At 38.9% G+C, this 14439-nt stretch carries 8 protein-coding genes; 3 read left to right on the top strand and 5 right to left on the bottom strand.

The annotated features are described in order from the left end of the window. Positions 1 to 840 precede the first annotated feature (840 nt). Positions 841 to 2799 (top strand): scytonemin biosynthesis sensor histidine kinase, encoded by a 1959-nt coding sequence (locus tag CDG77_RS13510; RefSeq protein WP_094329878.1) that lies wholly within the window; start codon positions 841 to 843, stop codon positions 2797 to 2799. A gap of 355 nt (positions 2800 to 3154) precedes the next feature. Continuing rightward, positions 3155 to 4024, top strand: coding sequence for a response regulator transcription factor (locus CDG77_RS13505; protein WP_094329892.1), 870 nt, complete (start codon positions 3155 to 3157; stop codon positions 4022 to 4024). A 175-nt stretch (positions 4025 to 4199) separates the two neighbouring features. Here CDG77_RS13505 and CDG77_RS13500 read toward each other — a convergent pair whose 3' ends face one another. The 4 genes from CDG77_RS13500 to CDG77_RS38850 form a co-directional block, all read right to left on the bottom strand. Then, positions 4200 to 5408, bottom strand: a complete 1209-nt coding sequence (locus CDG77_RS13500; RefSeq protein WP_094329877.1) for an AAA family ATPase — start codon at positions 5406 to 5408, stop codon at positions 4200 to 4202. Positions 5409 to 5857: 449 nt separating this feature from the next. Continuing rightward, the gene (argJ, locus tag CDG77_RS13495) at positions 5858 to 7021 is read right to left on the bottom strand and encodes a bifunctional glutamate N-acetyltransferase/amino-acid acetyltransferase ArgJ (protein WP_094329876.1); all 1164 of its coding nucleotides are present in this window, start codon (positions 7019 to 7021) and stop codon (positions 5858 to 5860) included. 147 nt (positions 7022 to 7168) lie between these two features. Continuing rightward, a complete protein-coding gene (locus tag CDG77_RS13490; protein ID WP_094329875.1) occupies positions 7169 to 8686 on the bottom strand; it encodes a hybrid sensor histidine kinase/response regulator in 1518 nt (505 codons plus the stop codon). An 11-nt stretch (positions 8687 to 8697) separates the two neighbouring features. After that, on the bottom strand, positions 8698 to 10674 hold the full coding sequence (locus tag CDG77_RS38850) for a PAS domain S-box protein (protein ID WP_143857021.1): 1977 nt from the start codon (positions 10672 to 10674) through the stop codon (positions 8698 to 8700). Between the two features lie 616 nt (positions 10675 to 11290). Here CDG77_RS38850 and CDG77_RS35425 point away from each other — a divergent pair. Next, positions 11291 to 12133 carry a hypothetical protein gene (locus CDG77_RS35425; protein WP_143857020.1) on the top strand — a complete coding sequence of 281 codons (843 nt, stop codon included), beginning with the start codon at positions 11291 to 11293 and terminating at the stop codon, positions 12131 to 12133. Between the two features lie 102 nt (positions 12134 to 12235). Here CDG77_RS35425 and CDG77_RS13475 read toward each other — a convergent pair whose 3' ends face one another. Further along, on the bottom strand, positions 12236 to 14281 hold the full coding sequence (locus CDG77_RS13475) for a potassium channel family protein (RefSeq protein ID WP_094329873.1): 2046 nt from the start codon (positions 14279 to 14281) through the stop codon (positions 12236 to 12238). Positions 14282 to 14439: the final 158 nt, after the last annotated feature.

Here is a 14439-nt window from a genome sequence, read left to right as displayed (position 1 = left end):
TATTTATTTTAGTATAAATGTACTTCTTACGACAGATGACTAAGCATATTCTTCTATAGTTAGATAGCTGAGAGATAAGTTAAGATAAATTAAGAAAATGAGTTGATGAGTAAAATTTGTTTATCTAAGCCAGTCTCAGTATTTTACATCACGCTTATGTTGAAAATAAAACAATTATATACTAATACAGCAGAGCGTAAATCCAGCTGCCATCTCAATTAACCAAACTTCCGCCACGGTATGCTAATAGTCTGTCAAGTTTAAATGGATGGATAAGCAAGTTCGTAGTAAGGACTTTAGTCCTTATTTTCTAAGCACTAAAGTCCGTAGTACAAACCCTCAAAATTAGCTTGACAAAGTACTAGTAGTTCGCCAAAGTCTTTGGCGAGGGAAAAGTTAAAGGATAAAGATTTTTATCCTTCAACTTTTCCCCAGTCGAAACCCAGCAATTTTAGGTTGGTGAACCATTCGCTAGTTCTGGTGCAGCACTAGTTTCAATTTAAAATATCTTTTCTACTTATAGATTAAGAGTTTTGAACTTTTATCTAATAAGGTTTCTTGACTAATCTGGATTTGATTTGTCTAAATTTTCTGAACCCATAAAAAGCTAATTAAGTCAACAAATAACTATAGATTTTTACTTTTCTTAAGAAAGTTTGGTCAATTTATTCAGTTTTATTGGTATGATAAGTTTTGTTAAGATAATTAGTAATATTTTTTAATATACTAACTAATTTTATTTTTTAATAACCAAATAGTGCATCAAAGATTTTAGTAAGTTATGACTATTAACTCATTAATGGCTATGGTGCTGATTGATTACCAGGACAAAGTATGAATATGAATTCTGGCGAATATACACTAGCTAGAGCAAATAATCAATGGGCACTAGAACCAAAAATAGAGATGAAGTTTGCTCACTTTCTAATAAATCAAGCTGTAGATGCTGCCTTCTGTTTAGGAGCAAACGCCCAGTTTCTTTACGTCAACGATGCCACTTGCCTGATGACTGAGTATTCCCGTGAGGAATTACTTTCTATGAAGCTGCATGATATAGATGTAGACTTTTCTCTACACAATTGGTCAGACATTAGCTCCCAGGGTTCCCTTACCTTTAAATCTCGTTATCGCACAAAACAAGGTCGGATATTTTTGGTAGAAATATCTATGAGTTATGTAAAACACCAAGATATGGAATTTGGCTGTGCCTTTGCTCGTGAGAAAACTGGTGAAATAGTAGAACTGAGCGTACAAAAGTGGAATGATGGATTAAGGGATGCCAAAGACAATTTACAACAGGAATTTTCTCAACTTAAGGCCAAAGAAGTAGAATTAAAAACATCTCTTTCTTTACTTCGTTCTACTCTTGAATCTACTGCCATTGGTATTGTTGCAGTTAACTTTGAGGGAGATATTCTGAGCTTGAATCAGAAATTTTTAGATATGTGGCAGATCCCACAGTCCCTAATATTATCTAAAAAATGTCCTCGATGCAAAGCCTTTTTTGAGAACCAACTTAAAGATCCACAAGCCTTTAGTCGGCTAATTTGGGAAGTATCTAGCCAATCCGATTTCGAGAGCTACGACATTCTGGAATTGAAAGATGGGAGAGTTTTTGCACACTACTCTAAGCCTCATTTGTTGGAGGGCAAAATTATTGGTAGAGTCTGGAGTATTTGGGACATTACTGAATCGAAACAGACTGAAGAAGCATTGCGGCTAAACGCAGTTAGATTTCGGACTTTGGCAGAAACGACAGATACCAGCACTTTTCTGATTCAAGGGACGCGGCTTTGCTACATAAATCCAGCAGTAGAGCAACTCACTGGCTACACAAAAGAGGAACTATTAACAGGTTTTGATCTTCGCCGACTGATTAAGAGCAAAAGAAGCAGGCAGGTACGTAAGCAAAATGAAGCAACTAACTTTGAATATCAGGAAATGAATATTCTGACAAAAAACGGTACGGAGCGCTGGCTAGCTTGTGCGGTTGTAATGTTGGATGGAGTGCTAGATTTTGGAGGTAAACCAGTAGAAATGATTGCGGGCATTGATATTACCGATTACAAATATGCAGAATTAGGTCTTAATCAAGCTTTAGAACAAGCAAAACAACTTAGCGAACTTAGAGCGCGTTTTCTTTCTATGGTTTGCCATCAATTCCGTACACCGTTGAATATTGTTTCATTTTCTAATAGTTTACTAAAGGAAGAAGTAGACAAACGTACACAGAAGAAAATTCAACCATTACTAGATCATATTCAAAAAGCTACCGAACAACTCGGTCAGATGTTAGATGATATTTTATTTTTCTCTAAGGCAGAAGCAGCAAAAATAAACTATGAACCTAGACCCCTTGAATTAGTTGAGTTTTGTAATGATTTAGTAGCACAAATGGAGATGAGCATTAGGCAAATTCCAATTAAGTTTGTTAGTCAACAAAGTTCTCTAAAAGCCTGCATAGACAAAAAACTTTTAGAGCAAATTTTAAAGAATCTGCTCGATAATGCAATCAAATATTCCCTCTCAGGGATGACAGTTGAATTACAACTCTCTTGTGAAAAAGAGCAAGTAATTTTCCAGGTTAAAGATAGGGGGATCGGTATTTCAGCACTAGATCAACAACGAATATTTGAGCCATTCTACCGTGGTAGTAATATCGATCGTATACCTGGCACTGGATTAGGACTATCAATTCTTAAAACCCTTGTAGACTTACATCATGGTCAAGTTGTTGTAGAAAGTCAAATTGGTGTGGGCACTATGTTCTCTGTGATTCTGCCATTAAACAAATCATAATTTCCTAGTTCCGAGTTATGAATGTTCAAATCAAGATTAGTTCTTAATTAACAACTTAACAATCACAACTCTCGGAACAAATCAATTGAGCTTATGCCTATTTACATACTCGCAAAAAAAATGAATGCAGCGCAGTATAAATCCAACTAAGCCAGATTAAGAGGATATTTTAAAATCTGCTAGTGATGTATCAAATACTTTTAGATTCTCCTAAATTCCCCTTAAAAAGGGGGCTAGGGGTGAGCGGGAAGCCTAAAATCACAGCCAAACACTTTTAAAACATCCTCTAAAGATAGGCAAACTTCGGCCACAGTCTAATAGAAACCAGCTTCTGCAAAAAGTTATGGGAATAAAAATGATCTACGAATCGTCAAATAAAATTCTCGTCATTGAAGATGATAATGTTACCCGCGATCTTTATTTAAAAGGTCTTAAGGCTAAAGGTTTTGATACAATCAGTGCAAACAACGGTCTTGCTGGCATCCAACAAGTACAAGAGTGTATACCCGACTTAGTGATTTGCGATATTACGATGCCCGATATGGATGGTTATAGCGTTTTAAGTACGCTACGCCAAGATCCTTTGACAGCAATTATTCCCTTTATTTTTCTGACTGGGAGTAGTAACAAAGCAGATGTTCGCAAAGCTATGGAATTGGGAGCAGATGATTATCTTACCAAACCCTCTACACTAGACGAATTGCTCAGAGCGATCGCTATCCGGCTACAAAAACAAGCTACTCTGCAAAACTGGTGTACGATGAAATCTGAGAAAGCTCTAAAATCAGTATTTGCAGATAATACCTCAGCTGCGATCGCACCTGTAGAAACCACCGATCGAGAAACCACGATCCCTTCTCAATCAATCTTTCCCTCCATTCCCCAATTAAAAGAAGTTTTCGACTTTATCGAAGCGCATTATCATCAAGGAATTACTTTGTGTGATGTGGCTGTTGCTGTTGGTTACTCACCTGCTTACTTAACTAACCGAGTTGCAAGACAGACGGGAGAGACTGTAAACTGCTGGATTGTCAAACGCCGCATGGCGGGCGCTCGTTTTTTACTCCAAAATGATAATCAGACAGTCGAGAAGATAGCGAAAGCATTAGGCTATCAAGATGTATCTCATTTCTCTCGCCAGTTTCGCCAACATCACGGTTTACCTCCCCAGGCTTGGCGCAAGCAGCATCAGCTTGGATCGCAAAAACAGGTGAAACTCTGGTGAAAGTACTGAAATTTAAAAGGGCGGTTATAAACTGCGTCTATACAGACAAAACCCACCTCCGTGAGTTTGAAAACCTCAATTTTTGTTCAGTTTGTGTAGCCGCGTTGACGCATATTCGCCCTGGCTAGGAGAAACCTATATGTATCAAGGTTTGTATTAAATAGTATTACCCAATTCAAATAAATAGTTGCGTAAACTCATATATTAAATCCACCCGGCCCTTACGTAACATAGCTGGGTCTAATCTTTCAGTAGTATTACAAGTCATCAAGATAACTAACCTTTGTTGCATCTGAATACCAGACTCATCAATGACACTTTGATACAAAGTGCCATCCAGCAAACTGAGAATATGTTCGGTTTTATTGTTGTATTGCGCTACCTCAGAAGCGCGATTTTGCGCCAGATTATCAGCTTCGTTAATAACGATACAAATACGCTCTATGTAAGTTGGAGGAACAAAATTAGCGATCGCATCATGATCTAAAATAAAAATTACATACCCTAAAGGTACAAGAATTTCTTTTGCTACTGCTTGTGTCCAGACTGTTTTACCAGTACCTGGTTGACCATGTACAACAACCGCTAACTGGTTTTGATTCAGAATCGCTTGCTGTACAGAATCAGTAAAGTTTTGGATATCTGTCGGAAATGTGCGGATGTTAAATTGGCTGTGAACTTTACCTACACGACTTTGATATCCACTCAGCATTACTGCTAAGTCATAAGTCGCTTTGTTAATTAGTGGTGCGAGATTTCTCGCCATTAAGCTATATTGTCGTCGCCCGCGATCGTAGGGATCGATTTGCAACCAAACGTCATCCTTCGCCCAGTAAGCATAAACAGTATTAATAACGTCTAAGCGCTCCCAGCTAATAAATCTATCTATAGGAAAATAAAAATCTCTTTCTGAATAATACTGAGTAATAATGTCAGGATTACCCAACACACCCAAAACTCGTAATACAGTAATTTCTTGCAGTCGGTTCAGAACGTAATCAATGGGAATGCTAGTACGACTAACAAATTGGACAATGGGCGTTTCTGTACTCAAAACATCTTTGTAGCGATGATCTGGTGATAGAGGATCTGGCGTAATGTAATTCCAAAACTTTTCCACTTCGTAGCGGGTATTCTCAGATACAATATTTAATAAATTAGCCCACCAAGCATAATTATTTCGTCCCAAAATATCAGCAACATTACTCGCTAAATTCAAACTTTTTTGAGTTAATTCGCGGGAGTCACTAGACAAAAGTTGCCACAAAAACCCCCAGTCTAATTCTCGGTTAAACGGTCGCCAACCACTAGCAAGCAAGCTTTGTCGGGTATTGGTATTATTTGCAGGAGTGCCTTCATTGCTTCTAAAATAGTCAAAATCCATATTTGTTTAGTTATGCAGCGTTAATAAACTTATTTGCTATTAAGGATGAAATTGTCAAAATTTTTCTCGTAATATCAACTATTTACGTACAAGTGTTAATTTTATTTCCACCGTGCTGTACTGGCTAGGAAGTCTTTTTAATCTAACCCATCATTTATGTAATATACTATATTACAATATTGCTACCCGCGTCAACTTTTTTGACAAAGCAATTAGCTCTTGATATACTTGCGCTACTTATCCATCTCTAGATGAGGACTAGTATCATCACTGTGGAATTTTTTGTAAAATAAAGCACATAACTACACTTTTGACTAATACCAAAGTTTCTCTCATTTCTGGAAGGGCTAACCTGTACACACAAGTCAAAAAACATAATCGAGTGTGTTCTGATGAAGCGTAGGATCAACTGATATAGAAACGCAGATTTTTGCATCTCTTCTTGTTAATCAAGTTGAGTATTTGCCATTAATTTCTATATAACCCTCCGAAAGATCGCAACCCCATACAGTTGCAGAAACCTCGCCAATATTGAGGCTAACATGAATATCTACTTTATCTTTAGACATAATTTGCCGTAACTGTTCCAGATTTTCATTAGTTAAGCTATTAGGATAAACTTTAACGTTATCAAAACTGATAACAACTCGCTCTGGATTTATCTCTTGCTCATTTTCACATTTGCCTATAGCCATAGCAACTCTTCCCCAATTTGGATCTGCTCCATAAACGGCGGTTTTTACTAATGGGGAATTGACAATTGCTTTAGCTACTTTTTTAGCTTGTGCATAGTTAATTGCTGAATCTACAGTTACCTGAATAATTTTGGTTGCACCTTCTGCATCTCTGGCAATTTTCAGCACCAATTCTTGTGCAACTTCTTGCAATGCACTGGCAAAATCCGCTTCTGAAACTTCACCAGCTATTCCATTAGCTAAAATCATGGCGGAGTCACTTGTAGAAGTATCAGTGTCCACACTCAGGCAGTTAAAGGTTTTATCTATAGTAGATCGAAAAATAGAACGAAGGCTATTTGCAGAAATCGCAGCATCGGTAAAAAAGAAAGTTAGAAGTGTAGCCATATTAGGCTCAATCATCCCGACACCTTTGGCAATTCCTACCAGCTTGGCATTACCTATTTGCCGTGTAGCTATTTTCGGTACTGTATCGGTGGTCATAATACCACGGGCTGCGGCATTAAAATCAGCAGGAGTCAATTTTTTTCCCAATCCTAATAAACCTGCTCGGATTTTTTCAATCGGGTAACGTCTGCCAATCACGCCTGTAGAAGCGATCGCAATATTATGTGCAGCAATTCCAGTTTCAGTTGCAACTAATTGTAGAACCTCTTGGGCATCAGCGATGCCAACAGCACCATTAGCAACATTTGCATTCTTAGATATAACGACAATTCCTTCTATTTGTGAATCTTTTAAGTTCTCGCGGCTAATAGTAACACTTGGCCCGACGAAAAGACTTTGAGTGAAGACTCCATCCGCAATACAAGGAACTGATGATTTAATAAATACAAAATCATCAGTTGCATCGCGGATTCCTAAATTTGTAATAAATGCACTAAAACCTTGAGGTGTGAAAGATAAATTTAATGACATTTTTCTGAATCTAATAAATTGCTTTTATTATCTCATAACATTTCTAGAAATATTTGCTATGTCAATTATTAGAGGTGTATGGATGTTCGCCTCTAATAATTGATGTGTCGGATAAATCTTATAAAATTTTTAATAGAAGCTAAAAGCCTATAATAAATCAGTTAATGTAAGGGTGAATGTTGTCCAGCCGTTACCGCTTTCTACTTGAATGTTTCCTTGCAGTTGTTCGACTAATTTCTGTACTATAGGTAAACCTAATCCAGAACCACCTTGATTCCAGATGTCTGCATTGGGGATGCGATAAAACTTATCAAAAATTCGTGGTAACTCTGTTGCGGGAATTTCTGCTGAATTACTGGTAGTAATAATAGTTTTTGCAGGCGTTTCCAAGGAGTTGTAGCTGACACTTAGGATAATTTCACCACCCGCAGGTGTGTATTTACAGGCATTATTAAGCAATTCTACTAAGATTCGTTCTAAGCTTATGCCATCTGATAACAACGGCGGGAGATTTGAAGGGAGATTTAACTGTAGATTTTGCTGCTGTTGTTGAACGCGGATTTTAAATGGCTCAATCATCCAAGTTAACCACTGTTGTAAGAGCAACGCATGAGTTGTAATAACTGGATATGATGAACTTTCTAGCCGTTGTAAGTCTAGTAGATCGTTAATTAATCCTAACTCGCGATCGCACTCGCCTTCCATCAGCTGTAGATAGCGTTGAGTTTCCTCAGTACTAGTAGATAATTGTATAATTTGAATCATTACCTTCATATTACTCAGAGGCGATCGCAGTTCGTGGGAAACTAAATTCAAAAAGTCATTTTTAAGTTGATTTATCCCCTCCCATTTCGCCACAAGTTGCTCTTGCTCAATTTGCCTTTGACGCGCCTCAATCGCTCGTTTGCGCTCAGTAATATCTCGAAAAACTAACACAGCACCCGTAATATTATCTTTATCGTCTTTAATTGGTGCAGCACTGTCATCAATTGGTATTTCTCCACCTTCTCTAGTAATCAGAATAGTTTCTGCTGGGAGACTAACGATAATACCATCTTGAAGGACTTTTACGATTGGACTTTCAATAGAGTTATGAGTTTCTGCATTGGCAATATTGAATACTTCTGATGAATTTTTGCCATAAGCTTCTTCCTGTTTCCATCCAGTCAGATTTTCAGCAACCGGATTCATAAAAGTTACCAATTCTTGCATATCGCTAGCAATTACAGCATCGCCTATACTTCTTAAAAGTGCATCCAGCCATTTCTGATTTATTTTTAATTGCCTTTCTAAACCATGTTTAGTTAGAGTTATTTCAATATTTATTCGTAGTTCTTTTTCTTTAAAAGGTTTGAGTATATAGCCAAATGGTTCAGTTATTTTAGCTCTTTCTAATGTTTTATCATCCGCATAAGCAGTCAAATAAATTACTGGAATATCTAAATATTTATGGATTTCTTGGGCAGCTTCTATCCCGTCCATTGAACCTTTGAGCTTAATATCCATTAGCACTAAATCTGGAGATGTTTCTACTGCTTTATTAATTGCTTCTTCTCCTGAAGAAGCAATAACAGGAACTGTATAACCAAATTTTATAAGTCGATATTGTAAATCTTTGGCAACAATAGCTTCATCTTCTACAACTAAGATTTTTGCGGTTGTCATGTTTTAGTTTTTTATATTAATGTAAATGTCACCTGACACTCTACTCCGCTAGCACCTTGGATATTGATATTTCCTGAAATTTGATTGATTAAAGCATCTACTAACTGCCAACCTAAAGAAGCTATATTTTTGAAACTAAAATTTGGTGGTAAACCAATTCCGTCATCACCGACTACAAGTGTAACATGACGCTCTTGATTTTGGTGAATTTCGATATATATCGTACCATCTCTACCTGATGGAAATGCATATTTCAAAGAATTGGATACAAGCTCATGGATAATTAAGCTACAAGGAATTGCTGTATCTAAGCCGAGAAACACGCCATCGTCAATATTTATATTCAGAGCGATCGCATCTTCATTGACTTCATAAGCAGTAAATAAATCTGTTACCAAATCTCGAATGTATTCACCAAAATTAATCCTTGCTAAGTCTTGAGACTGATACAATTTTTCGTGTACTAGAGCCATTGATGCAATCCGTTGCTGGCTTTGTTTGAATATTACTAAATCGTATTCGTCTTTGATATAAGCAGATTGCAAACTTAGCAGACTGGAAATAACCTGTAAATTATTTTTGACCCGATGGTAAATTTCTTTTAATAACACCTCTTTTTCTAAGAGCGATGCTTGGATTTGCTCTTCCCATTGCTTGCGATCGCGCAGCGCGGCTTGCCGTTCGCTAATATCTTCGACGACAGAAATAAAATATATTGGCTCCCCGCTAGGTTCGCGCACTAAAGACACGGTGAGATTAACCCAAACGATGGAGTTATCTTTGTGGAAATAGCGCTTTTCGATTGAGTAAGTTTGAATATTATCTGCTATAATTCGAGCAAAATATTTCAGATCGGCGTTAATATCATCTGGGTGAGTAATATCTTGCAAAGTTAGGAACTGTAGTTCTTCAGGTGTGTAACCGAGAATATCGCAAAGCCTCTGATTAACTAACAACCACCTTCCATCTATTGCTACATGGGCGATGCCAACAGCAGCTTGATGGAATGTAGCACGGAATCGTTGTTGGCTTTCCCGCAATGCTTCTCCTATTCGTTGGCGCTCAGTAATTTCTGCCTGTAGTGATTTATTAATTCTTGTTAACTCTGCTGTTCGTTCCTCAACCATGTTTTCTAGCTGATTAAGTAGATTGCTTACTGCCTCCTCTGCTTGCTTGCGCTCAGTAATATCAGTATGTGAACCTACTATCCGCACTACCTTACCATCTTCATCCCACAGTGCTTGACCTCGATCCAAAATCCATTTGTAAGTACCGTCTTTACATAAAACTCGATGCTCAGTAATGTAAAACGGTGTTTTCTGAGCAAAGTGATCTTGAACTGCTTGTGTCACCCAGTTGAGATCGTCTGGATGCACTCGTGTTATCCTTTCATTTAAATGGTTAGAAATTTCGTAGTCTTCGTAACCGAGCATTTCCTTCCACCGAGCCGAGAAGAAAATTTCATTGGTTTTAACATTCCAGTCCCAAATTCCATCATTATTGCCGCGCAAAGCTAATTGCCAGCGTTGTTCGCTTTCTCTCAACACCTCTTCAGTTCGTATGCGTTCAGCAATTTCCTTTGCTAGTTGGTAGTTTGCAGCCTCTAACTGGGCAGGACTTGGTAGAGCTAGTGCTTGGGGTATTAATGGCACAAGTTCTATAGCTGTCAACACGGAGACAAAAGCGGTGATAGCTTTGAGTAACCCTGATAGCCAATAGGTAGGATACCAAAGCGTCCAAACATCCATCAAATGCGTTGTGCCACAAGCAACTATGAATGCGCCAAACATCAGAAACATCCAGTCGAAAGGCACATCTCGCCGTTTACGGACAAAATAAACTAGCATCACTGGAATTGAATAATAAGCAAATCCAGTTAACACATCTGAAACCAGATGCAACCACACCAATCCTGGTTTCCAGAGATAGCAATGTCCGTGAGGAATAAACTGGCTAGTAGAGAAAAAATTATTTAAAAATTCCATCATAATTTAGGAATGGTATCAAAAGTCACGACACTCCTCAAATTTTAGCTAAATAGTGGTGATTCACCGAACTGAGATATTCTTCTATCACTTTCGCCAGAGAATAATCTAGAATGTTGCTGAAATCTCGGCACAGAAATATTGATAGGTAAAATAAGCGTTTCTCTTTGTTTTCCAGAGTCACTCATTTGAATGCAAAAATAATTCCTGGGATAGAATTTGTTTTACTCTTATGGTAGAAGTTAAATAAAAAACTAGATGTTATCTTAAATTTAAGGATGACAGAATAATTCACAATAAGTAATTAAAATCTATGATGCAAGTGAATATAGTTTTATTTTAAACCTTGCTTTTTTTGGGCAAGCGGCTCTAGTCGTAGGTTCTTAATCATAAATAAGTAATTACTAATTATGAATTAGTTTGGGTATGACAAATATTCATGTGTTATGGAAGCATCAAATGCGTTTAGTTTTTCTCCAACACTTCCAACACAAAATAGGTGAAAGAATCCTCAATCTATACTATTTATCCAAATTTACCTAACCTAGCACTGGATTGAGTAGAAAATATCAGTTTTGAACATCAATCAACCACAGAAATCTAAAACATAAAAGGAACCATGACTATAAAGCCTTTTGATTTATCTAAAACTGTTTTGGCTACTGTCTTTGCCATCAGTTTCGCCTCTGTATCCTTACCTTCTTCTGTTTTTGCCCAAAGTGGAGGCTCCGGTAGCGGAGGTTCTAGTGGTGGTAGTAGCTCAGGTACTGGAAGCTCAGGCAGTGGAAGTACAGGTACTGGAAGCTCAGGCAGTGGAAGTACAGGTACTGGAACCACAGGCACTGGAACTACAGGCACTGGAACCACAGGCACTGGAACCACAGGCACTGGAACCACAGGCACTGGAACTACAGGCAGTGGAACTACAGGTACTGGAAGTACAGGTACTGATTCCACAGGCACTGGTATAAATGGCAGTGGAACTACAGGTACTGGAACCACAGGTACTGGTATAAATGGCAGTGGAACTACAGGTACTGGAACTACAGGCACTGATTCCACAGGCAGTGGAAGTACAGGTACTGGAACCACAGGCAGTGGAAGTACAGGTACTGGAACCACAGGCAGTGGAAGTACAGGTACTGGAACTACAGGCACTGATTCCACAGGCAGTGGAAGTACAGGTACTGGAACTACAGGTACTGGAACTACAGGTACTGGAACCACAGGTACTGATTCCACAGGTACTGGCACTACAAGTACTGGAACCACAGGTACTGATTCCACAGGTACTAATAGGAATACAGGTGTCACAGCTTCCGAAAGAACTAGCGATCGCGGTTTCGATTGGGGTTGGCTGGGTTTATTTGGTCTACTCGGTTTAGGCGGTCTGGCTCGTAATCGCGATAAAGTCCGAGCTTATAACGATCCCAATGAAGTAACAGGTACTCGTTCTAGATAGTATTCACCACACTGTCAACTTCAGATTAGACTAGTAGGGGCACAATATATTGATATTGGCCCCTATAATTACATCCCAGTTTGCTCAAGTGGAGCAACTGTCTTACCCAATGAAGATTACATTTGCCAAAACTTGGATTTTTGTTAGCGCCCGCACAAGACGTTGAGCTTGATGTTTATAAAGTGGTATTGGCAATACTCCAGGCAAATTATTCATCCATTGCCTAGCAGTAGCTAAACTACATCCCGTAATCAAGACGATTTCTTCAGCGCCATACATAACAGCATTTGTAGTCAGAGCTTTTTCAATCTGCACGCTCCATTGGCGAGGCAGCATTTCACCCCATTCAATTCGCTGCAAACTAGTGCTTGTGGCTAAAACAATCAAGCGATCGCCAGCATAAAGCTTAACATCATACCAAGGCATCAAGGAATAATTATCTCGCCGATATTTTTGGTAGAGAATCGGCACAACACTGTAGCCAGATGCGATTTCAGATAGAAGTAACCCATTGAGGGTATCACTTTCTTCAATCTTGTATTCCGTCACCATGACTATTTGCTCGCTCAAGTGAAACAAGCTCAAAACATTTTCCCCAAAGGCAGCACAAGCAAAGACTTCTGCCGACAAAGCCGCGCCACACAAAACTTGAGCATAGGGAAACAGAGGGGCGATATTATCACTAAAATGACGATCTTGAGAGCGGATAATCAAGCTTGTGGCGGGGTTTATTGCATGAACCATCAAACCAATTTCCAGATTTTCCATATTATCGTCCCCCACTAAAATGATGCTTTTAGCACGGGAGAGATTCACATTAGTCAGTGCTTCGGTAGTATTGCCAATAATCAGGGGCATATCTGGTAAAGTATCTTGGTCGAGAGTGGTAGTATGAATTCCCACTAACGGCTGATTAAGTTCTTGCAAAAGAGCAACAACTTTCTGTCCCAAACGATTTAAGCCAATAATCACTACATGGTTGCGTTGTGGTATGGGAGGACGAGAATTGAAAAACTGGAATCTGGAAGTGACAAGAGCATCAGTCACCAGTGCATATAATACTCCCACGAAAGCTTGACCTGTTAACGTGAGTCCCAGGCTAAAGAACCGCAACCACCAAGGGATACGATCTGAAGGTTCAGATTGCGATCTAAATTCAACACCGCCAAATAAATCTCCGTATCCTCCCAAGAGCAACACTGCTGTTGCATAGAAAGCTTCTTGCAGGGTGATTTCAGGATAATACAAGCGGTAAAGAATTATTCCAACGAACCACAGGATGAGTACAGTAATCCCATAAATTGTTGCAATTCGCCGAATTTGATTTTGGCTTTGGTAGTAAGATTGCCAAAGTTGTACTATTTTCTGCTTAAGATTCTTCGCTGTGATGCCTTCGACAAACTCTTGCCACTGCCAATTTTGGCGGTAAGATTTATTTGTATGTTGCTCAGATAAAGCTAATTCGTATGCAACATCAATGTAAACGAGTGTGTCTCCTACTTGCACTTCTGCTTCTGGGTTCCATTCAAACAATTCTTTGAGTGGATCGGATGAAACTGTTGTGTGACTCAAGATGCGGCGAGTTGTAAGATTGAGTCTATGTACTGGCTTGCCATTGCACCAGCTATCTTTGGCTTGTACTTGGTGCTTGATTACTTGCAATAGTTGCCCTTCTAAGGTAAAATACCCGATAGCTTCAGATCCGAGAGAAGCTAAAGCAAAAGCATGAGCAGAGAGATGGGTAGGCTCAAAGGCAACAAAATTGCCTAGATTTTCGGACAAAAGTTTGTTGAAATTTTGTTTGTCAGAACGTACAATCAGCCGAACGTGCGGATTAAGTCGCCGTGCTGCAAAGGCAGCTTCTATATTTATCCGCTCATTTCTTGTGACTAAAAGTATTGAACGACATTCCCCTATACCCGCCTGCTCTAAAATACTTGGCTGGCGGCAGTCTCCTACGATCAACTTTTCTAGTAAGCTTGGGACTTCTGGGACTTCCCAATGTTCGAGTTGTACATCGTCAATGGCGTTAACTCTAACATCGTACTCCTTTAGGACTGCAATGCAATGTTGCCCTAAACTTTGGAGTCCGCATACTAAGAAAAGGTCTTGGGGTTTTTTAGGATTGGTGCTGGGAGGGGAATGCACTTTCTGTTGATGGCAGTATTCGATACCTTGGCTCGTAGTAAGGGCTTTAGCCCTATTCTAAGGGCTGAAGCCCTTACTACAAACTTTTAATTATTTACGCCCACTTAGTCAAGAAGTATAACAACATTCCTATGATATTTGACGACTTCTCACCTGCC

Origin of the sequence: Nostoc sp. 'Peltigera membranacea cyanobiont' 213 (genome assembly GCF_002245975.1) — a bacterium.
Taxonomy (GTDB): Bacteria; Cyanobacteriota; Cyanobacteriia; order Cyanobacteriales; family Nostocaceae; genus Nostoc.
Note: the sequence above shows the minus strand (reverse complement) of the source record. Positions and strands in the feature narration are given on the sequence as shown.

Excerpts from the sequence above, each read along its gene's own strand:
- CDG77_RS13510 (WP_094329878.1), top strand. The coding sequence starts at position 841 with ATGAATTCTGGCGAATATACACTAGCTAGAGCAAATAATCAATGGGCA.
- CDG77_RS13505 (WP_094329892.1), top strand. The coding sequence starts at position 3,155 with ATGATCTACGAATCGTCAAATAAAATTCTCGTCATTGAAGATGATAAT.
- CDG77_RS13500 (WP_094329877.1), bottom strand. The coding sequence starts at position 5,408 with ATGGATTTTGACTATTTTAGAAGCAATGAAGGCACTCCTGCAAATAAT.
- argJ (WP_094329876.1), bottom strand. The coding sequence starts at position 7,021 with ATGTCATTAAATTTATCTTTCACACCTCAAGGTTTTAGTGCATTTATT.
- CDG77_RS13490 (WP_094329875.1), bottom strand. The coding sequence starts at position 8,686 with ATGACAACCGCAAAAATCTTAGTTGTAGAAGATGAAGCTATTGTTGCC.
- CDG77_RS38850 (WP_143857021.1), bottom strand. The coding sequence starts at position 10,674 with ATGATGGAATTTTTAAATAATTTTTTCTCTACTAGCCAGTTTATTCCT.
- CDG77_RS35425 (WP_143857020.1), top strand. The coding sequence starts at position 11,291 with ATGACTATAAAGCCTTTTGATTTATCTAAAACTGTTTTGGCTACTGTC.